19 protein-coding genes are annotated in these 19,404 nt (G+C 67.2%); 13 read left to right on the top strand and 6 right to left on the bottom strand.

Annotation, left to right across the window (positions count from 1 at the left end; translation table 11 throughout):
* From ABE960_RS11515 to ABE960_RS11535, 5 genes are all read right to left on the bottom strand, one after another.
* Entirely contained in the window at positions 1-357 is a 357-nt protein-coding gene (locus ABE960_RS11515) for a RidA family protein (protein ID WP_349762422.1), read from the bottom strand.
* A gap of 26 nt (positions 358-383) precedes the next feature.
* Entirely contained in the window at positions 384-1,418 is a 1,035-nt protein-coding gene (locus tag ABE960_RS11520) for a histone deacetylase family protein (RefSeq protein WP_349762423.1), read from the bottom strand.
* 12 nt (positions 1,419-1,430) lie between these two features.
* Positions 1,431-1,574 (bottom strand): hypothetical protein, encoded by a 144-nt coding sequence (locus tag ABE960_RS11525; RefSeq protein WP_349762424.1) that lies wholly within the window; start codon positions 1,572-1,574, stop codon positions 1,431-1,433.
* A 166-nt stretch (positions 1,575-1,740) separates the two neighbouring features.
* Positions 1,741-2,520, bottom strand: a complete 780-nt coding sequence (locus ABE960_RS11530; protein WP_349762425.1) for a helix-turn-helix transcriptional regulator — start codon at positions 2,518-2,520, stop codon at positions 1,741-1,743.
* 87 nt (positions 2,521-2,607) lie between these two features.
* Positions 2,608-3,294: a GntR family transcriptional regulator gene (locus ABE960_RS11535; RefSeq protein ID WP_349762426.1), complete on the bottom strand. Its 687-nt coding sequence runs from the start codon at positions 3,292-3,294 to the stop codon at positions 2,608-2,610.
* 162 nt (positions 3,295-3,456) lie between these two features.
* On the opposite strand from ABE960_RS11535, the gene ABE960_RS11540 reads away from it, so the two are divergent.
* From ABE960_RS11540 to ABE960_RS11575, 8 genes are all read left to right on the top strand, one after another.
* Positions 3,457-5,010, top strand: coding sequence for an ABC transporter substrate-binding protein (locus tag ABE960_RS11540; RefSeq protein ID WP_349762427.1), 1,554 nt, complete (start codon positions 3,457-3,459; stop codon positions 5,008-5,010).
* A 72-nt stretch (positions 5,011-5,082) separates the two neighbouring features.
* A complete protein-coding gene (locus ABE960_RS11545; protein WP_349762428.1) occupies positions 5,083-6,060 on the top strand; it encodes an ABC transporter permease in 978 nt (325 codons plus the stop codon).
* On the top strand, positions 6,057-6,893 hold the full coding sequence (locus ABE960_RS11550) for an ABC transporter permease (RefSeq protein WP_349762429.1): 837 nt from the start codon (positions 6,057-6,059) through the stop codon (positions 6,891-6,893). The genes ABE960_RS11545 and ABE960_RS11550 overlap by 4 nt, the downstream gene beginning before the upstream one ends.
* Positions 6,894-6,917: 24 nt before the next feature.
* On the top strand, positions 6,918-8,531 hold the full coding sequence (locus ABE960_RS11555; RefSeq protein ID WP_349762430.1) for an ABC transporter ATP-binding protein: 1,614 nt from the start codon (positions 6,918-6,920) through the stop codon (positions 8,529-8,531).
* Positions 8,532-8,630: 99 nt separating this feature from the next.
* The gene (locus tag ABE960_RS11560) at positions 8,631-10,025 is read left to right on the top strand and encodes an FAD-binding oxidoreductase (protein WP_349762431.1); all 1,395 of its coding nucleotides are present in this window, start codon (positions 8,631-8,633) and stop codon (positions 10,023-10,025) included.
* 7 nt (positions 10,026-10,032) lie between these two features.
* On the top strand, positions 10,033-10,965 hold the full coding sequence (locus ABE960_RS11565) for a DMT family transporter (protein ID WP_349762432.1): 933 nt from the start codon (positions 10,033-10,035) through the stop codon (positions 10,963-10,965).
* Between the two features lie 66 nt (positions 10,966-11,031).
* Positions 11,032-12,138 carry a pyridoxal phosphate-dependent aminotransferase gene (locus ABE960_RS11570; RefSeq protein ID WP_349762433.1) on the top strand — a complete coding sequence of 369 codons (1,107 nt, stop codon included), beginning with the start codon at positions 11,032-11,034 and terminating at the stop codon, positions 12,136-12,138.
* Between the two features lie 103 nt (positions 12,139-12,241).
* Entirely contained in the window at positions 12,242-13,462 is a 1,221-nt protein-coding gene (locus ABE960_RS11575; RefSeq protein WP_349762434.1) for an MFS transporter, read from the top strand.
* Here ABE960_RS11575 and ABE960_RS11580 read toward each other — a convergent pair.
* Positions 13,452-14,345 carry a substrate-binding domain-containing protein gene (locus ABE960_RS11580; RefSeq protein ID WP_349762435.1) on the bottom strand — a complete coding sequence of 298 codons (894 nt, stop codon included), beginning with the start codon at positions 14,343-14,345 and terminating at the stop codon, positions 13,452-13,454. The genes ABE960_RS11575 and ABE960_RS11580 overlap by 11 nt on opposite strands.
* A 115-nt stretch (positions 14,346-14,460) precedes the next feature.
* Between ABE960_RS11580 and ABE960_RS11585 the strand changes: the two genes are divergently transcribed.
* The 5 genes from ABE960_RS11585 (at position 14,461) to ABE960_RS11605 (ending at position 19,396) form a co-directional block, all read left to right on the top strand.
* Positions 14,461-15,165 (top strand): ABC transporter permease, encoded by a 705-nt coding sequence (locus ABE960_RS11585; protein WP_349762437.1) that lies wholly within the window; start codon positions 14,461-14,463, stop codon positions 15,163-15,165.
* On the top strand, positions 15,162-15,887 hold the full coding sequence (locus tag ABE960_RS11590) for an ATP-binding cassette domain-containing protein (protein ID WP_349762438.1): 726 nt from the start codon (positions 15,162-15,164) through the stop codon (positions 15,885-15,887). Before ABE960_RS11585 ends, ABE960_RS11590 begins: the two co-directional genes overlap by 4 nt.
* 117 nt (positions 15,888-16,004) lie before the next feature.
* A complete protein-coding gene (locus ABE960_RS11595; RefSeq protein WP_432765375.1) occupies positions 16,005-16,808 on the top strand; it encodes an ABC transporter substrate-binding protein in 804 nt (267 codons plus the stop codon).
* Between the two features lie 237 nt (positions 16,809-17,045).
* A complete protein-coding gene (locus ABE960_RS11600) occupies positions 17,046-17,987 on the top strand; it encodes a sodium-dependent bicarbonate transport family permease (RefSeq protein WP_349762440.1) in 942 nt (313 codons plus the stop codon).
* A gap of 239 nt (positions 17,988-18,226) precedes the next feature.
* A complete protein-coding gene (locus ABE960_RS11605; protein ID WP_349762441.1) occupies positions 18,227-19,396 on the top strand; it encodes an isovaleryl-CoA dehydrogenase in 1,170 nt (389 codons plus the stop codon).
* The last annotated feature ends 8 nt before the right edge of the window (positions 19,397-19,404 follow it).

Below are 19,404 nucleotides of genomic sequence, written 5' to 3' on the forward strand. Positions count from 1 at the left end.
TCAGCCCTCCGGGAGTGCAGCGGTGACCATGATCTCGACCTTCCACTCGGGCTTGGCGAGCTTGGCCTCGACGGCGGCCCGCACCGGCGGGCGACCCGGCACCACCCAGCTGTCCCAGGCGGCATTCATCTGGTCGAACTCGGCCATGCTGGTGACCCAGATCTGGGCGGCAATCAGGTGCTCCTTGGAGGTGCCGGCCTTGGCCAGCAGGTCATCGATGCGGGCCAGCACCTGTTCTGTCTGGCCGCGCATGCTGTCGCTGGAATCCGACGGCACCTGCCCTGCCAGATAGACGGTGTTGTTATGCACGGTGATCTGGCTCATGCGGGCATTGCTGTCGTGATAGGTGACGGTCATGGCATGGTCTCTCGTCTTGGTGGCAGTCAGTCTGCGGTATAGCCGCCCAGGAAGGCGGCCAGGTTGTCGCCCAGATGCTCGGTGGGGTAGCCCCCCTCCTGCACCAGGACGGTAGGAAGGCCGAGGGCGGCGATGCGCTGCCCCACGGCGATGAAATCATCGGTCTCGAGGGCCAGGCCGGCAAGCGGGTCGTCCTTGTGGGCATCCAGCCCCAGCGCCAACACCAGTGCCTGAGGACGGAACTCGACCAGGCGCTCGAGCAGGCGATCCAGGCTGGCCAGGAAGGCCGTGCCGTCGCTGCCCAGGGACAGCGGAAGGTTGACGTTGGCGCCCGCCCCCTCTCCTTCTCCGGTCTCGTCGGCGCCGCCCCAGAAGAAGGGGTAGAAATCCGACGGGTCGGCATGCAGGGAACCGGTCCAGACGTCGCCTCGGCGATAGAAGATGTCCTGGGTGCCATTGCCGTGGTGCAGGTCGACGTCGAGGACTGCCACGCGGTCATGTCGCTCACGAAGCACCGAGGCGGCCAGGGCAGAATTATTGAGGAAACAGAAGCCACCGGCCCGCTCGGGACCGGCATGATGGCCCGGCGGACGGCACATGGCATAGGCCGAGGGCTCCCCGGTCAGTACCGAGTCCGCCGCGGCCTCGGCGCAGGCGGCGCTGGCCAGGATGCCGGCGAAGCTGTCGGCGGTCATCGGACAGGCCATATCGTGCATGTGCCAGCCCACCAGCCCCACCGGGTGCCGGGGATAGTGATACCCGCCACCGCAGGGGTGGACGTTGGGCGCCACGATCTCGGCGGCATCCGGCAGCGCACGCCAGCGAGCATGGATGGTCTCGAGGAAGTCGAGATAACGCGGAGCATGGATGGCAGCCAGGCGCCGTCGCAGCCGCGGGCTGTCGACCTCGGTGGGTGCCGTCATCGAAAGCCCCATGGCCGCCAGGCCCTGTGTCAGAAGCTCGGCCCGCAGCGGACCCTCCGGCGAGTCCACCGGGCGACCGCGCAGCAGGAAGGTCGGCGGCGCGTGGCGTTCCTGATCGGGATGGTAGAACAGCTTCATCTGTGACGTTCCTCAGTCCAGCAGCGACGGGATCCAGGTGGAAAGCCCTGGGATGATGACCAGCAGCAGGATCACCACGATGAAAGCGACACAGAACGGCAGCGAGGCCATGATCGCCCGTTCGAAGGGCACATTGGCGATCCTCGTCGCGGTCATCGGAGGCGTCGCGGCGTCATGGTTTTCGTTGTCGCATCCGCTATGCCAGAGCCGCAACACCCATGCAGATGACCGCCCGACCGGGACACTGACGTTCAGACTAGGCCGCGTCAGGCAGGGGTGCTTGCCCGGGGCTGCGGTGATCTTGCCCGGGACTCGGGAATGCTCAGCTGGCACGGCGCACTTCAGAGGGGGACGCCGCGAAGCGACGACGGTAGGCGCGGGAGAAGCTGCCCTGGTCGCGGAAGCCTACCAGTGAGGCGATATGGCCGAGGCTCAGGCCGCTGTGGATGACCAGGGTCTGGGCATGATCCAGGCGACGCCGCTGGACATAGGCGAGGGGTGTCATGCCGGTCAGTTCCCGAAAGCAGGCATGGAAATGCCCGGCGCTCAGGGCGCAGAGCGCCGCCATCTGCTCGACCCGGACCTCGTCGGCGAGATGACGGTCGATCCAGGCATCCAGGCGCATCAGATCGAGCCGCTCGCTGAAGTCCGGGGAGGCAAGCCCTTCGACGTGCGCCGACAGGGACTCGGATTCGAGGTGCAGGTAGATGGCTCTCAGCAGCAACGTGGCAACATCGCTGTGCAGGGCCGGGCAAACCTCGAGCTGCTGCATCAGGCTCGCGGACAGGCGGTTGAGTCGAGGAGGCACGCCAAAGAAGCAGGGGCGATCGAACAGGCGCTCGACCTCGTCACCATCCCGCAGAGCCGACAGGCTATCGGCTGGAATGTCGAGCACGAAGGTACGGTTGTGGCCATCGCCCCGATAATCATGATGACGGCCGCAGGGAATCAAGCAGCCGCGGCTGGCGGTGATGCGGTCGCCCTGCCCTTCGATGGAAAGCTCCGTGGTGCCTCGGGTAGCCAGGATAAGTTGGTGATGCCCATGGGCATGGGCCACGTGTTCCTGCCCGAGGGTGGCGGTGCGTAGGTCGAGAAAAGACATCGGCAGTATCGGTTCGCAGTCGCCATCAACCTCGTAAACATGCCGCGAACGACCCTGAAAAGCAAACCTCCCCCTGGAGCCGGCCGCTCATGCGCGCGCCTCCTCGATGCCCTGGATCACGTAATCCCTCGCCACACCGATATGGTAATCGATGGCCTCGCGGCAACGCGTTCCGTCGCCGCTGGCCAGCGCATCGAGCAGATGGTGGTGGCTCTCGGCAATGGAGTCAGGGGCTTCATGGGTCTTGGTGATCAGGGTGATGCACAGCCTCAGCTCATGGGCCAGATCATTGAAGGTCCTGAGCAACCGCTGATTACCCGCCGAGGCGATCAACAGACGATGGAAGGCCAGATCCTCCTCGATACGCCGCGTCTCGTCGCCGCTCGCCGCCGCAGCGCACAACACCTCGACCTGGTGTCGCAGTGCTGCCAGCGTCTCGGGCAGGCAGGCCTCGGCGAGTCGCTCCATGGCATGGCGTTCCAGGCAGAGGCGCAGATCGAAGATATCCACCAGTTCACCGGGATCCAGGACGCGCACGAAGAAGCCACGGCGCGGCTGCGAGACCACCAGGCCACGGCTCTCGAGCAGCCTCGCCGCCTCGCGTACCGGCGCCCGACTCACCCCCAGGTCGCGGGCCAGCTGCACCTCCGATAGCCGCTCCCCCGGCATGAAACGCTGGCCGATGATGGCCTGGGTGAGATAGTCCGCCACCTGATCCACCAGGTTTCGCTGCTGGATGATGACGGGCTGAACGGAGGCTCGAGATGACGGCATGCGGCTCGGACTCGTGTAGGGGTGGCGTTTAACCAGTATGGCGAAAGGATGATATTTGTCGACCGTCGATTGCCGACTGTCGACAGCTTGTACATCGCCTGCTAGGTTCTATTGAGTGACTGCCCATCGCCAACAACAATCGCTCAATACGGGAGCAGCTTCATGAAGACACCACTGGCCATCACCATCGCCGCCGCGGCCCTGACCGCAACCTCTGCCGTCGCCGAGGAGCCCAGAGAAGGCGGAGTCATCGACACCATCATCCAACCAGAGCCCCCGGGCCTGGTGCTGGGCATGATTCAGAATGCCCCCACCCGAACGGTCGCCGGCAACATCTACGAAGGCCTGCTGCGCTACACCACCGACCTCGAACCGATGCCGCAGCTAGCCGAGTCCTGGGAGGTCAGCGACGATGGCCGGACCTGGACCTTCCACCTCCGTGATGATGTCAGCTGGCATGACGGCGAGCACTTCACCGCCGAGGACGTGGTGTTTTCCGCCGATGTCTTCCACCGCGAGCTCAATCCCAGCGCCCGGGCGGTACTGCAACATGTGGAATCCATCGAGGCCATCGATGACTACACCGTGGCCTTCACCCTCAAGGAGCCCTTCGGCCCCTTCCTGATTTCCTTCGAGGCCGGGACCTTCACAATGGTCCCCAAGCACATCTATGAAGGGACCGAATTCCGCGACAACGAGGCCAACAACCACCCGATCGGCACGGGCCCCTTCGAGTTCGAGAAGTGGGACCGCGGCACCGTCATCCAACTGGTCAAGAACGAGGACTACTACGAGGAAGACCTGCCCTACCTGGACGGCATCAACTGGCACATCATTCCCGACGGCGCCTCCCGCGCCGTGGCCTACGAGAACGGTACCATCGATGTGCTGCCCTACGGCACCGTGGAGAACTTCGACATCCCACGCCTGACCGAGATGGACAACACCTGTGTGACCGATCATGGCAACGAATACTTCAGCCCCTTCGCCATGCTGTGGATGAACAACCGTGAAGGCCCCACCGCCGACAAGCGCTTCCGCCAGGCGGTGATGTATGCCATGGACCGCGAGTTCGCCCGCAACGTCCTGTGGAACGGGCTCGGCACGGTGCCGCTGGGCGCCTTCGGCTCCAATGCCAAGTTCCAGAACGAGGACCTCGCCCCCTTCGATCACGACCCGGACCGCGCTCGCGAACTGCTCGACGAGATGGGCTACGACGGAGAGGAAGTGCGCCTGCTGCCCCTGCCCTACGGCGAGACCTGGACCCGCTGGGCCGAGGCCGTACAGCAGAACCTCAAGGAGGTGGGCATCAACGTGCGCACCGAGGCCACCGACGTGGGCGGCTGGAACCAGCGTCTCGGCGACTGGGACTACGACCTGGCCTTCACCTACCTCTACCAGTATGGCGACCCTGCACTCGGCATCTCGCGCACCTACCTCTCCAGCAACATCGAGAAGGGCTCGCCCTGGAACAACGTCGAGGGCTACGAGAACCCGAAGGTCGATGAGCTCTTCAACCAGGCCGCCACGGCTCACCCGGAAGCCAAGCGCGAGGCACTCTACCAGGAGGTTCAAGAGATCCTCCAGGAAGACGTTCCGGTGGGCTGGTTGCTCGAGCTCGGCTTCCCGACGATCTACCGTTGCGACGTCAAGAACCTGGTGACCTCCGGGGTGGGCGTCAACGACGGCTTCAAGGACGCCTGGCTCGACAAGTAAGCCACAGGGGGCGGCCGGCTCGGTCGCCCCTGCTTCGTTCCATCGCGTCCCAGATCGCCAGGGGGTAATGGCATGCTCTATGCCAGGCTGATCGCATCACGGCTGTTCAAGGCCGTGATCGTGCTGTTTCTGATCATCATCTTCAATTTCTTCCTCATCCAGATGGCACCGGGTGATCCGGCCGCCATCATGGCCGGTGAGGCCGGGGCCACCGATGCCGAGTTCCTGCGCCAGCTGACCGAGCGCTTCGGCCTCGATCAGCCCCTCCACGTTCAGCTGTGGCGCTATGTCTCCGGCGTGGCAATGCTTGATTTCGGCTTCTCCTACCGCCAGCAGGTGCCGGTGCTCGACCTGATCCTCGAACGCCTTCCCGCCACGCTGCTGCTCACCGGCACCGCCTTCGTGCTCTCGCTGGTGCTTGGCATCGTCGCTGGCTCGCTGGCCGCCGCCCGGGTCAAGAAGCCCTCAGGCTCACTGATCATGGCACTGGCCCTGGTCTTCTATGCAACGCCGCTGTTCTGGGTCGCCCTGATGGCGGTGGTGCTCTTCTCGGTCTACCTGGATTGGCTGCCCGCCTACGGCATGTACACCGTCGGCGCCGGGCACACTGGCCTTGCCATGGCGCTGGATGTGGGCAAGCACCTTATCCTGCCGGCCACCACGCTGGCGCTGTTCTTCATGGCCATCTACACCCGCATGACCCGTGCCTCCATGCTCGAGGCCGCCCAGCAGGACTACGTCAAGACCGCCCGCGCCAAGGGACTCGCCCCCCGGGTGATCCAGCGACGTCATGTGCTGCGCAATGCATTGCTGCCGATCATCACCCTGGCCGGCCTGCAGGCGGGTCAGATGGTCGGCGGAGCGATCCTCACCGAGACGGTCTTCGCCTGGCCAGGCATCGGCAGGCTGATGTACGAGGCCCTTCAGCAGCGTGACTACAACTTGCTGCTCGGCATCTTCTTCTTCTCGGCGGCCCTGGTGATCGTGTTCAACATCGTGACCGATCTCGTCTATCGGCTGGCCGATCCGCGCATCAAGGAGGGGTCATGAGTTTCTTCGCCCGCTTCGCCCAGAACCGAGGCGCCCTGATCGGCCTGATCATCCTGTCGCTGATCGTACTGATGGCGATCCTCGCCCCGCTGCTCTTCCCGGACTCGCCCTGGCGCATGGTCCAGCGCCCCTTCCTGTCGCCCCTGGAAGTCGATGGCTTCTGGCTGGGCACCGACACCATGGGTCGGAATGTCGCCTCGGGGCTGATGCATGGTGCCTGGGTCTCGCTGCTGATCGGGCTGGTCTCGACCTCGGTGGCGCTGCTCATCGGGGTGCCGCTGGGGGCCGTGGCCGGCTACTACGGCGGTCTGGTCGATGACGCCCTGATGCGCTTCACCGAGTTCTTCCAGACCATCCCCAACTTCGCCCTGGCCATCGTGCTGGTGGCAATCATGCAGCCCAGTGTGACCTCCATCGTGCTGGCCATCGCGCTGGTCAGCTGGCCACCGGTCGCGCGCCTGGTGCGTGCCGAGTTCATGTCGCTGCGACACCGCGAATATGTCGAGGCCGCGCGGCTGGTCGGCCAGGGCAACCTGACCATCATCCTGCGCCAGATCCTGCCCAACACCCTCTCGCCGATCATCGTGCTGGCCTCGCTGATGGTGGCCACCGCCATCCTGCTCGAGTCCGCCCTCTCCTTCCTGGGCCTGGGGGATCCCAACGTCATGTCCTGGGGCTACATGATCGGCGCCGCCCGGACGGTGATCCGCCAGGCCTGGTGGCTGAGCTTCTTCCCCGGCGTCGCCATCCTGCTCACGGTACTGGCGCTCAACCTGGTGGGCGAAGGCCTCGACGATGCCCTGAACCCCAAGCTTTCCCGCGAGCGTCAGTAGGCCCATGCACCCACGGAGCATCTCATGAGCGAACCCGTACTGAGCCTGCGCGGCCTGACCCTGTCCCTGCCCAAGGGCGCCGACCGCCCTCATGCCGTGGAGGAGGTCAGCTATGACGTGCAGCGCGGCGAGATCCTCTGCGTGGTCGGCGAGTCCGGTTCCGGCAAGTCCATGGCGGCCAACGCCGTCATGGGACTGCTGCCCAAGGGCGTGCGCCCCACCGCCGGCGAGGCGATCTTCGACGGAAAGGACCTGCTGCGCATGACCGAGAAGCAGCACCGTGCCCTGCGTGGCCTGCGCATCAGCATGATCTTCCAGGAGCCGATGACGGCCCTCAATCCGCTGATGCGCGTCGGGGCCCAGATCAGCGAGGTATTCGAGGCCCATGGCCGCCTGACCGGCAAGGAGCGACAGGCCCGCGCCCTGGAGCTGCTCATCGAGGTAGGCATCCCTCAGCCCGAGAAGGCCATTCGGGCCTATCCCTTCGAGCTCTCCGGGGGACAGCGACAGCGGGTGATGATCGCCATGGCCCTGGCACTCGAGCCCGAGCTGCTGATCGCCGACGAGCCGACCACCGCGCTGGACGTCACCACCCAGGCCCAGATCCTCGAGCTGATCCGCGACCTTCAGCAGCGCCACGGCATGGCGGTGATGTTCATCACCCATGACTTCGGCGTGGTGGCCGAGATCGCCAACCGAGTCTGCGTGATGCGCGAGGGACGCATCGTCGAGCTAGGCACTGCCCGGGAGGTGCTGGACCATCCCCGCCACCAGTACACCCGCGATCTGATCGCGGCCATCCCCGGCAGCGTCATCCCCGAGACCCGGACCGGCGAGACGCCCGCCCCGCTGCTGGAGGTACGCAATCTGCGGAAAGTGTTCCGTTCAAGGGGTGGGCTATTCAAGCCGGCCCGTGAGGTGCAGGCCCTGCACGATGTCGGCTTCACCCTCGCCCCGGGGGAGACCCTGGGAATCGTCGGTGAGTCGGGCTCCGGCAAGTCGACCCTGGGCCGCTGTGTGGTGCGCCTCGAGCGTCCCGACAGCGGCAGCCTGTCGCTCTCCGGCATCGACCTCTCGTCGCTGGCGGGCGAGGCGTTGCGTCGCGAGCGCCGGCGGGTGCAGATGATCTTCCAGGACCCCTACGCCTCGCTCAACCCGCGCACCCGAGTGGGCATGGCCATCGCCCAGGGGCCCGTCGCCAACGGCGTGCCCAAGGCCCAGGCCCTGGCACGTGCCGACGAACTGCTCGAACTGGTGGGGCTGGGTGGCGTCGCCGACCGCTTCCCCCACGAGTTTTCCGGGGGCCAGCGGCAGCGCATCGGCATCGCCCGGGCGCTGGCCCTGGACCCTGAGCTGATCGTCGCCGACGAGGCCGTTTCGGCCCTGGACGTCTCGATCCAGGCGCAGATCCTCGAGCTGCTCGAAGAGCTCAAGCAGAAGCTGTCGCTGTCGCTGCTGTTCATCACCCATGACCTGCGCGTCGCCGCCCAGATCTGCGATCGCATCATCGTCATGCAGCACGGCCGCATCGTCGAGCAGGGCACCGCCCGGGAGGTATTCCTCACGCCGCAAGCGGCCTATACCCGTGAGCTGGTCGAGGCCATCCCCGGACGCGGCCACGCCCTCGTCGGGGCATGACCCCGACCCGCATCAGCCGATGGGACCCCCGTCAGCCGATGGATGATGGGACCCCCGCCAGCGATGAATAGAGAAGGAACAACGAAGAAGGAACAGGCAATGGATGCTCTGCTCAGGCAGATCGCCGACGTCGTCGGCGACGTCAACGTACTCACCGGCGAGACGGTCAGCGAGCGCCGCGTGGACTGGCTCTCCGGAGCCCCCTGCCGAGCCGGAGCCATCGTGCGGCCGGGCTCGACGGCTGAGCTCGCCGAAGTGATGCGCCTGTGCCATGCCGCGCGACAGCCGGTGGTCACCCACGGCGGCCTAACCGGCCTGGTACACGGTGCCGAGGCGAGCGCAGACGAGTTGGCCATATCGCTTGAGCGCATGACCGCCATCGAGGATGTCGATCGCATCGGCGCCACCCTGACGGTGCAGGCCGGCGCGCCCCTGCAGAGCGTTCAGGAGGCCGCAGAGGCGGTCGACCTGCAGTTTGCCCTCGACCTGGGAGCCCGAGGCAGCTGCACCATCGGCGGCAACATCGCCACCAATGCCGGCGGCATTCGGGTGATCCGATACGGCATGATGCGACAGCAGGTGCTGGGGCTCGAGGCGGTGCTGGCCGACGGCACCGTGGTCAGCTCGATGAATCGCATGCTCAAGAACAATGCCGGCTTCGATCTCAAGCAGTTGTTCATCGGCAGCGAGGGCACGCTGGGGATCGTCACCCGGGCCGTGCTGCACCTTCAGCCTCCAACGCCGTACATGCAGACCGCCCTGGTGGCCTGTCCCTCCTTCGAGGCGGTCACCGGCCTGCTGGCCCATCTTGGCCAGACGCTCGGCGGGAGCCTGGCGGCCTTCGAGGTGATGTGGCAGAGCCACTACCGGCTGCTCACCGAGGAAAGCGCACGGCATCGGCCGCCGCTGGCGACGGACTCGCCCTACTACGTGATCCTGGAATCCCTGGGCAATGATCCGCAATCTCATGCAATGCAGTTCTCCCGCGCCCTCGAGGGGGCGCTTGAGAGCGAAGTCGTCAGCGACGCGGTGCTCGCCCAGTCGGGCAGCCAGCGTCAGGCCCTCTGGGCCATCCGCGAGGACATCGAGGGGCTGATCCAGGCGCTTTCGCCGCTGTTCACCTTCGACATCAGCCTGCCGATACCTGCGATGGAGCGCTATGTCACCCACCTGGAGGCGGCACTGGAAAGAGACTGGCCCGGTGCGCGCATGGTCACCTTCGGCCACCTGGGCGACGGCAACCTGCATATCTCCATCTGCACCGGCAGCGCTGATCCGATGACGCGGCGCGCCGTGGAACGCCTGGTCTACACGCCCCTGGCCGAACTCGGCGGCTCTATCTCGGCCGAGCATGGCATCGGCCTGGAGAAGCGCGACTACCTCGCCCTGTCACGCACTCCCGAGGAGATCGACCTGATGCATACCCTCAAGCGGGCCCTCGACCCGCATGGACTGCTCAACCGTCACAAGGTGCTGGCTCCGGAGGGCGACTGAGACCGCCATGGCCCACCTTCCTGTTCACCGTCTGCGGCTCGCCATGGCCGCCCGACCGGCGCTCGGCACCCTGGCCCTGATCCTGGCCATCGGTGTCTTCTGGGGAGGCAACTGGCCGGCGGTCCGCTTCATTCTCCGTGACTTGCCGCCCTTTACCCTGCGAGCCATCGGCTTCACCGCCGGCGCCTTGATGCTGCTGGGCTGGGCCCGCTGGCGCGGCTTGTCATGGCGCGTGGGCGCCAGGGAATGGCCGTGGCTGGTGGTGACAGGGCTGTTCACGATCCTCGGCTTCAATCTGGGCACCGCCTTCGCTCAGCTGCGCATGCCGACCTCCCAGGCGGCGATCATCGCCTTCACCATGCCCTGCTGGGCCCTGTTGCTGGGCTGGGGGCTGCTCGGCGAGCGGGTGCGGCCCCGCCAGTGGCTGGGACTCACTACCGGACAGCTGGGGCTGGTGGTGCTGCTTGGGCCCGCGGCGCTGGCCGCTCGCGGCGAGGACCTCGTCGGCCCCGTCATCGTACTGGGGGCGGCCGTCTCCTGGGCAATGGGTACCGTGTTGATCAAGCGGCGCGGTCCCTGGGAGAGCCATGCCGTGGTGATCACCGGCTGGCAGTTCGCGGTCTGTGCAGTCCCGATGGTGGTGTTGATGCTCTGGCGGGAGTCTCCCCCGTCGCCCACCGACTGGCACGGCGCCACCTGGCTGGCACTCGGCTATCATCTGGTCTTCTCGATCTGCCTGGCGCAGATGCTATGGTTTCGCAACGTCAATCGTCTCACCCTCGGCGAGTCGACCATCAGCACCCTGATCATTCCGGTGATCGGCGTCGGCAGTGCCAGCCTCCTGCTGGGCGAGCCCCTGACCCTGCAGGTGGTGGTGGCGCTGCTGCTGATACTCGGCGCGATCGCCATCGTCATGCTCGGCAGGCGACCGCCGCCTTGATCACACCCTGCCGCCGGCAGAGCGTGCCTCAATCCCCTATCGACCACACCTGACTGGGAGTATCCGATGCCCCGTTTCCCCGACCACCTGACCGGCGATGGCCCGACCAACCCCTTCCCCGGAATCCGCGTGCTGGAGCGGCGCCTGGGCCGAGAGATCCCCCACCGCCTGGGCTCCAACGAGGGGCTGGACATGCCCCACCGTGCCCTGCGTGAGCATTTCGGCGACGCCATGGTGGAGCATGCCTACTGCTACGGGGACTCGGAGGCCCTGGGCGTGCGCCAGCGACTCGCCGACCAGCAGGGCATCCCGCTCGACGCGCTGCTGGTCGACGCCGGCGCCGACAGCCTGATCGCGCTCGCCCTGCGCACCGTGGCCGAGCCGGGTACCACGGTGGTGGCCACCGCCGGCACCTACCCCACCTTCGGGTACTTCGCGAGGGGCCAGGGCTGCCGGCTGCTCGAGCTACCCTACGAGGAATCGCCCGGTCGCCTCGCACCGGACCTCGACGCCCTGGTGGATACCGCCCGCCAGTCGCAGGCGCGGCTGGTCTATCTCGCCAACCCCGATAACCCCACCGGCCATCTCCACGGCGACGAGGCGATCCGCTGCCTGAGAGAGGCGCTGCCCGACGACTGCTGGCTGCTCCTGGACGAGGCCTATCACGACTTCCGCGAGGACGCCGACACGCCCTTCGCCCGGGAGGTGCTGCCCGGCGTGATCCGGCTGCGCACTCTCTCCAAGGCTCATGGCCTGGCAGGGCTGCGAATCGGCTATGCCATCGCCGAACCCGAGACCCTGGCGATGATGATGAAGGTCCGCATCCACTATGGGGTCTCGACCCTGACCCTGGCCGCCGCCGAGGTGGTGCTCGACCACCCCGACGAGACCCGCGAGCATATCGCCGCCGTTCACCGGCGCCGGGCACGCCTGTCAGAGTACCTGCGTGGGCTCGGTGCCGAGGTGCTGCCGAGCGCCACCAACTTCATCGGGATCAGGATGCCCAGTGCCGAGCTCGCCGAGCGGGTCAACCGGGAACTGCTCGAGGCCGGACGGCTCATCGCCCGGCCCGCCCATCCAGGGCTGGGCCATGTGCTGCGCATCACCGCCGTGGAGGATGCCCTGGTGCCGGGCCGGCTGAAGCTGCTGGAAGATGCCCTGAGGGAAACCTGAGCCCCGCCGGCGCCCATGCAGTCAGCAACGTCGCGAGCTGTCCCGTATAACGAGCAGTCCCGTATAATGCGCCGTCATTGGTCTGCCAACAGGTCACCCCTACATGGATGCGCTGCGACGCCACACCCTGCTGATCATCGTCCTTGGCGGCCTGGTCATCTCGCTGGCCATGGGCCTGCGTCATGGCTTCGGCCTGTTCCTCGAGCCTATGAGCAGCGAGCTGGGCTGGGGCCGCGAGGTGTTCGCCTTCGCCCTGGCCCTGCAGAACCTGGTCTGGGGCCTGACACAGCCCTTCAGCGGCGCCCTGGCCGACCGCTTCGGTGCCGCCAGGGTCGTGGTGGCGGGGGGCGTGCTGTATGCCCTGGGGCTGGCCATGATGGGGCTCTCGGACTCCGCGCTCGGAATGTCGGTCAGCGCGGGGCTGCTGATCGGACTCGGCCTCTCCGGCACGACCTTCTCGGTGATCCTCGGCGCCGTGGGGCGAGCCGTCTCGCCCGAGAAGCGAAGCCTGGCCATGGGCATCGTCAGCGCCGCGGGGTCCTTCGGCCAGTTCGCGATGCTGCCCGGCACCCTGGGCCTGCTGGAATGGCTCGGCTGGTCCGCCGCCCTGCTGGCGATGGGCGCCCTGGCCGCCCTGATGGTGCTCCTGGGCGGGATGCTGCGCGACCGCCCCTCTCCCCGCCAGGCCAGCGATCTGTCCCTGCGGGCGGCACTGGACGAGGCCGCCGCGCATCGCGGCTTCTGGCTGCTCTGCCTGGGCTTCTTCGTCTGCGGCTTCCAGGTGGTGTTTATCGGCGTCCATCTGCCCGGCTATCTGGTCGACAACGGCATCGCCTTGCAGGTGGGCAGCACCGTGCTGGCCCTGGTGGGACTCTTCAACATCGTCGGCACCTACAGCGCCGGCTGGCTCGGCGGCCATTACTCCAAGCCGCGCCTGCTGACCTGGCTCTACCTGATCCGCGGAGTGGTGATCACCGCCTTCATCGCGGTGCCGCTGAGCACGACCAGCGCCTATCTGTTCGGCATCGCCATGGGCCTGCTGTGGCTCTCCACGGTGCCGCTGACCAACGGCATCGTCGCCTCTGTCTTCGGCGTGCGTCACCTGTCCATGCTCGGCGGCATCGTCTTCCTCTTCCACCAGCTCGGCTCCTTCATGGGCGTCTGGCTCGGCGGCTACTTCTACGACCTCCACGGCGACTACGCCCTGGTCTGGAAGCTGGCAGTGCTACTCTCGGTAATGGCCGCCGTCCTGCATGCGTTCATCCGCGAGACGCCGGTGGAGCGCGCTCCCGCGGCAGGCGCCGGACGCCTGATCAGGCGTTGAAACTCACCCGCCCCAGCGCCTCGATGTCATAGCCGCCCAGGGCCTCGGCGCGCTCGGCGAAGCGGGGTTCCCGTGCGAAGGCCAGCAAGCGTTGCATCGGCGGCTCGAAGTAGCTGCGCCGCCGCATGGCCAGGTCGAAGGCCTCCTCGTGGAGCGCCACGAAGCCCAGCCCCTGGCGACGAGCCGCGGCCTCCACGCCCAGCCCCACGTCGGCCTCGCCCTGGCGGATGGCCAGCGCCAGGTCGTCCTCGGACAGCGAGGGATGCTCGGCGAAGCGCAGCCCGGCGTGATCGACCCCAGCCCTGGCCAGCAGCCAGGTCAGCAGCCGATGGGCCCCGGCATCGGACTGTCGATGGGCCACGCACACCCGGCCCCCGGCCAGTTGCTCGAGGGAAGTGATGCCGAGCGGATTGTCCGGCGCCAGCAGCAATCCCTGGCGACGCCTGGCCCAGCGCACCATCACCAGGTCGCGCATGCCGGAAAGCCCCAGTGCCTCGGGCCGATTGTAGCCGCCGCCACTCTCATCCAGCAGGTGAAGCCCCGCCACCATCGCCTCGCCCGACAGCATTCGTCGCACCCCATCGCCACTGCCGTGGCAGAGCAGCGCCAACCCCGCGTCACTCTCGCGGACCGCCCACTCCAGCAAGGGATCCTGACTGCCGGCGAGCACCAGCGGCACCGGGCGGCTGCTCGCCTGGTCGCCCTCCAGGTGGCTCATCAGCCACAGGTCAATGCCCTGGCGTGGAAAGAGCAGCTTGCCGGTGACTCGCACGCAGGGAATGCCGCCCTGGCGCACCAGGTCGTAGACCTTGCGCTCCTTGAGGCGCAGATAGTCGGCCACCTCGGCGGTGGTCAGGTAGGCATGTTCCGGGCCGCGCTCCATGGGGCTCACCTCATATAGATTCGGCGTTTTCCTGCATTTTACTGCATTGATTCCACCGTGGGATGCACCCGCGCGCTTCAACGCACATGATGCATGAAGACCGCAGGAGATTCCGATGCCCGACGACGCCAACGCCTTCCAGACCGCCCTGGCCCTGATCCTGGGGCGCGACCCCGATCTGATCGGGATCGTCGCGTTGTCGCTTAAGGTCTCGCTGTCCGCCGTGATGATCGCCGCGCTCATCGCCCTGCCGCTGGGCGCGGCCCTGGCGCTATGGCGCTTCCCCGGCCGCGGGGGACTTGTCGTGGTGCTCAATGCCCTGATGGGACTGCCGCCCGTTGTCGCGGGGCTCGCAGTCTACCTGCTGCTCTCCCGGGCGGGACCGCTGGGGGAACTGGGCCTGCTGTTCACCCCGGGAGCCATGGTGATCGCCCAGGTGATCCTGGTGCTGCCGATCATCGCCGCCCTGACCCGCCAGCAGGTCGAGGAACTCCATGTCGACTACCGCGAGCAACTCACCTCCATGGGCGTCTCGCGGGCACGCCGGATCCCCACCCTGTTATGGGATGCCCGCTTCGGGCTGGCCACCGTGATGCTGGCCGGCTTCGGCCGCGCCAGCGCCGAGGTCGGGGCGGTGATGATCGTCGGCGGCAACATCGACGGCGTCACCCGGGTGATGACCACCGCCATCGTGCTGGAGACCAGCAAGGGCGACCTTCCTCTGGCGCTGGGGCTCGGCATGGTGCTGCTCGGGCTGGTGGCACTCGTCAACGCCGCCGCGCACCTGGTCGGCGAGTCGGCGCGGAGGCGACTGGGATGAACGAGATGACCCGCCTGGACGCCACGGCCACTCCCCTGCTCGCCCTGGAGGGCGTCGGCTTCCACCACCGCGGCCAGTCGCTGCTGCACCCGGTCGACCTGCGTCTGGAAGGGTGCCGACGCACCCTGATCATGGGCCCCAACGGCGCGGGAAAGAGCCTGCTGATGCGCCTGGCCCACGGCCTGCTGGCACCCACGGTCGGCCGCGTGCGTTGGGAGGGCCGCCTGCCGCGCCAGGCCATGGTCTTCCAGCGGCCGGTGCTGCTGAGACGCTCGGCGCTGGCCAACCTGACCTATGTCCTCGCGATCCACGGCACACCCCGCCGCCAGCGCAAGTCGCTTGCCCGCCAGGCCCTGGAACGCTTCGGCCTGGCTGCCCTGGAGACGCGGCCGGCCCGGGTGCTCTCCGGCGGCGAGCAGCAGCGACTGTCGCTGGCGCGAGCCTGGCTGGTGGAGCCAGAGGTTCTGTTCCTCGACGAGCCCACCTCGGCACTCGACCCCGCCGCCATCAAGGCGGTAGAGGATGCGGTCAACGACTTCCACCGCCGCGGTACGCGGATCGTGATGACCAGCCATGACCTGAACCAGGCCCGCCGCCTGGCCGACGACATCGTGCTGCTCTTCGACGGCCGGCTCATCGAGCACTGCCCGGCCGAGACCTTCTTCACGGCTCCCGCCTCCGCCGAGGCGCGGGCCTTCATCCGAGGCGAGCGCATCTGGTAACGGCTTGCCCATCGCACCTTGCGACGAGAAAGGAACGGGATCATGACAAGGAACATAATCATGAGAGGGAAAGCCACCATGCAACGGACAGGACTCACCCTCGTCGCCCTCGGCCTGATGGGCCTCTCGCTCGGCGCCAGCGCCCAGGACGACAACCGCTTCATTACCCTGGCCTCCACCACCTCGACCCAGAACTCGGGCCTGTTCGATGCCCTCCTCCCCCTGTTCAGCGAGGCCAGCGGGATCGATGTGCGGGTGGTCGCCGTGGGCACGGGCCAGGCCTTCGAGATCGTCCGTCGGGGCGACGCCGACAGCCTGCTGGTGCACGACACCGCCGGCGAGGAGCGCTTCGTCGCCGAGGGCTACGGCAGCGAGCGCGCCGACGTGATGGTCAACGACTTCGTGATCATCGGTCCCGGCGACGATCCGGCCGGCATCCGCGACGGCGACACCGTCGAACAGGCGCTTTCCGCCATCGCAGAGGCCGAGGCCCCCTTCGCCTCGCGAGGTGACGACAGCGGCACCCACCGTGCCGAGCTGCGCCTGTGGGTCGCCGCCGGCATCACCCCCGATGGCGACTGGTACCGCGAGCTCGGCGGCGGCATGGGCCCGACCCTGAACACCGCCGCCGGCATGGACGCCTATGTAATGTCCGACCGCGCCACCTGGGTCGCCTTCGACAACCGACAGAACCTCGACCTCCTGTTCGAGGGCGACGACGCGCTATTCAACCAGTACGGCAGCCTGCTGATCTCCGAGAAGCGCCACCCTCATCTCAAGCATGAGCTGGCCTCACAGTGGCACGACTGGCTGCTCTCCGAGGCGGGCCAGCAGGCCATCGCCGACTTCGAGGTGAAGGGCCAGCAGCTGTTCTTCCCCAACGCCCACACCGCCACCGGCGACGAAGCCAACGCTGAGTAGGCCCGTGGCAGGCCGGCCAGGGCGCCTCGCATCCACAGGGTCATCGTCTCTCCCGGGGGTCTGCCGCGGCCGTGTGCATCCTCGAGCCGTGAACGGGCGGCGGCGCTCATGGCGGCGGCCTCGGCGCCAGTATCGTGGCGGCTCATATATGATGGGCTCCAACAGTCATTTCTGGTCATAGTGTGTCGGAATCCGCACACTTGCCGCACATGTTTCCTTCGGTACGAGATCCCTGCCATGCCCGATATCGTGGTGATGTTCTTCCTGCTCGGCGTGCTCGCCGGGGTGGTGAAGTCCGACCTGACCATTCCCAAGGCCGCCTACGACACCCTGAGCCTGCTGCTGATGCTGACCATCGGCATCAAGGGCGGGATGGCCCTCTATGGCAACCTGCGCTGGTCGCTGCTGCCGGAACTCGGGGCAGTGGCCGCCCTCGGCGCGCTGATCCCCCTGGCCCTGATGCCGGTGCTGCGGCGCCTGGTGCGGCTCTCGGCGGCCGACAGCGCCAGCATCGCCGCCCACTACGGCTCGGTGAGCGCCGGCACCTTCGCCGTGGCGCTGGCCTTTGCCGAGGGGCGCGGCCTGACCACCGGGGCCGAGGTGACCCTCTACCTGGTGATGCTGGAGCTTCCCGCGATCATGGTGGCCATCGCCCTCTACCGCCGCTACCGCGGCGCCCAGGGCGGTGAGGCGATCACCGGCCTGTGGCACGAGACCCTGACCAACCGCGGGGTGATCCTGCTGGCCGGTGGCGTGGTGATCGGCGCCCTGTACGGGCCCCAGGAGGGCTCCAGCGTCACCGACCTGCTGACCGGGGCCTTCCATGCCGTGCTCGCCCTCTTCCTGCTGGAGATGGGCCTCACCGCCGCCGAGACGCTGCGCCCCCTGCCCTGGCACCACTGGCGCCTGCTCAGCTTCGCGCTGGTCACGCCGCCGCTGCTGGCCATGTCCGGCCTGCTGGTCGGCCTGGCGCTGGGCCTGCCCGAGGGCTCGGTGCTGATCCTGACCACGCTGGCGGCCAGTGCCTCCTACATCGCCGCCCCGGCCGCCATGCGCGCCGCCATCCCCCAGGCCAACATCGGCCTGGCCATGCTCGCCTCGCTGGGGCTGACCTTCCCCCTCAACGTGATCTTCGGCATCCCGCTCTACCACGCGGTGATCTCGGCGATCGTCGGCTGAGCCCTCGCGCCCCTCCGACGGCCTTCCCAACCGTTCCCATGCCCGGCCGCCACTGCGGCCCATGAGGGCGCCCGCCCCCACCACTGCCACCTTCGTCTAAGCTACGCCATGCTGCACTTTACGTTAACGTCAACCTCGCCTAGTCTTGTCGCATCTGCCATTTTGATGACACCAGTTTGCCTGTGGCGCCCCCGCTAGCATGGGTCGGCGCCTGACCTGACAAGAACGGGAGCCATGCCATGCACACGCCCTACCACCCCCTGGATTTCGGCCTCGACGACGAGCTGAACATGCTGCGCGACCACGTCAACGCCTTCGCCCGGGACGAGATCGCGCCGCGCGCCGCCGAGATCGACGAGAAGAACGAGTTTCCCAACGACCTCTGGCAGAAGTTCGGCGACATGGGCCTTCTCGGCATCACCGTGTCGGACGAGGATGGCGGAAGCGGCATGGGCTACCTGGCGCACTGCATCGCCATGGAGGAGATCTCCCGGGCCAGCGCCTCGGTGGGGCTCTCCTACGGCGCGCACTCCAACCTCTGCGTGAACCAGCTCAAGATCAACGCCAATGCCGAGCAGAAGGCCAAGTACCTGCCGAAGCTGATCAGCGGTGAATACGTGGGCGCGCTTGCCATGTCGGAGCCCGGTGCCGGCTCGGATGTGGTTTCCATGAAGCTGCGCGCCCGCAAGGACGGAGACCGCTACATCCTCAACGGCAACAAGATGTGGATCACCAACGGCCCCGACGCAGACGTGCTGGTGGTCTACGCCAAGACCGACCCCGAGGCTGGCTCCAAGGGCATCACCGCCTTCATCATCGAGAAGGGCATGGCCGGTTTCTCCACCGCCCAGAAGCTCGACAAGCTGGGCATGCGCGGCTCGAACACCTGCGAGCTGGTGTTTCAGGATTGCGCGGTGCCGCAGGAGAACGTGCTCGGCGAGGTAGGACGCGGCGTCAAGGTCCTGATGAGCGGTCTGGACTACGAGCGCACCGTGCTTGCCGCCGGCCCCATCGGCATCATGCAGGCGGCCATGGACATCGTGGTGCCCTACATCCACGAGCGGAAGCAGTTCGACCAGTCCATCGGCGAGTTCCAGCTGGTTCAGGGCAAGATCGCCGACATGTACACCACCCTGAATGCCTGCCGCGCCTACCTCTATGCCGTGGCCGCCGGCTGCGACCGTGGCCGGACCTCCCGCAAGGACGCCGCCGGCGTGATCCTCTACTGCGCCGAGAAGGCCACCCAGGTGGCGCTGGACGCCATCCAGCTGCTCGGCGGCAACGGCTACATCAACGAGTATCCGACCGGGCGGCTGCTGCGCGATGCCAAGCTCTACGAGATAGGCGCCGGCACCAGCGAGATCCGTCGCATGCTGATCGGCCGCGAGATCTTCAACGAATCCAAGTAAGGGCGGCG

It is taken from the genome of Halomonas aquatica, from assembly GCF_040196335.1.
GTDB classification, from domain to species: domain Bacteria; phylum Pseudomonadota; class Gammaproteobacteria; order Pseudomonadales; family Halomonadaceae; genus Halomonas; species Halomonas aquatica.

Bases quoted from the DNA above. Each gene is read 5' to 3' on its own strand.
- ABE960_RS11515 (WP_349762422.1), bottom strand. From the start codon at position 357: ATGACCGTCACCTATCACGACAGCAATGCCCGCATGAGCCAGATCACC.
- ABE960_RS11520 (WP_349762423.1), bottom strand. From the start codon at position 1,418: ATGAAGCTGTTCTACCATCCCGATCAGGAACGCCACGCGCCGCCGACC.
- ABE960_RS11525 (WP_349762424.1), bottom strand. From the start codon at position 1,574: ATGACCGCGACGAGGATCGCCAATGTGCCCTTCGAACGGGCGATCATG.
- ABE960_RS11530 (WP_349762425.1), bottom strand. From the start codon at position 2,520: ATGTCTTTTCTCGACCTACGCACCGCCACCCTCGGGCAGGAACACGTG.
- ABE960_RS11535 (WP_349762426.1), bottom strand. From the start codon at position 3,294: ATGCCGTCATCTCGAGCCTCCGTTCAGCCCGTCATCATCCAGCAGCGA.
- ABE960_RS11540 (WP_349762427.1), top strand. From the start codon at position 3,457: ATGAAGACACCACTGGCCATCACCATCGCCGCCGCGGCCCTGACCGCA.
- ABE960_RS11545 (WP_349762428.1), top strand. From the start codon at position 5,083: ATGCTCTATGCCAGGCTGATCGCATCACGGCTGTTCAAGGCCGTGATC.
- ABE960_RS11550 (WP_349762429.1), top strand. From the start codon at position 6,057: ATGAGTTTCTTCGCCCGCTTCGCCCAGAACCGAGGCGCCCTGATCGGC.
- ABE960_RS11555 (WP_349762430.1), top strand. From the start codon at position 6,918: ATGAGCGAACCCGTACTGAGCCTGCGCGGCCTGACCCTGTCCCTGCCC.
- ABE960_RS11560 (WP_349762431.1), top strand. From the start codon at position 8,631: ATGGATGCTCTGCTCAGGCAGATCGCCGACGTCGTCGGCGACGTCAAC.
- ABE960_RS11565 (WP_349762432.1), top strand. From the start codon at position 10,033: ATGGCCCACCTTCCTGTTCACCGTCTGCGGCTCGCCATGGCCGCCCGA.
- ABE960_RS11570 (WP_349762433.1), top strand. From the start codon at position 11,032: ATGCCCCGTTTCCCCGACCACCTGACCGGCGATGGCCCGACCAACCCC.
- ABE960_RS11575 (WP_349762434.1), top strand. From the start codon at position 12,242: ATGGATGCGCTGCGACGCCACACCCTGCTGATCATCGTCCTTGGCGGC.
- ABE960_RS11580 (WP_349762435.1), bottom strand. From the start codon at position 14,345: ATGGAGCGCGGCCCGGAACATGCCTACCTGACCACCGCCGAGGTGGCC.
- ABE960_RS11585 (WP_349762437.1), top strand. From the start codon at position 14,461: ATGCCCGACGACGCCAACGCCTTCCAGACCGCCCTGGCCCTGATCCTG.
- ABE960_RS11590 (WP_349762438.1), top strand. From the start codon at position 15,162: ATGAACGAGATGACCCGCCTGGACGCCACGGCCACTCCCCTGCTCGCC.
- ABE960_RS11595 (WP_432765375.1), top strand. From the start codon at position 16,005: ATGGGCCTCTCGCTCGGCGCCAGCGCCCAGGACGACAACCGCTTCATT.
- ABE960_RS11600 (WP_349762440.1), top strand. From the start codon at position 17,046: ATGCCCGATATCGTGGTGATGTTCTTCCTGCTCGGCGTGCTCGCCGGG.
- ABE960_RS11605 (WP_349762441.1), top strand. From the start codon at position 18,227: ATGCACACGCCCTACCACCCCCTGGATTTCGGCCTCGACGACGAGCTG.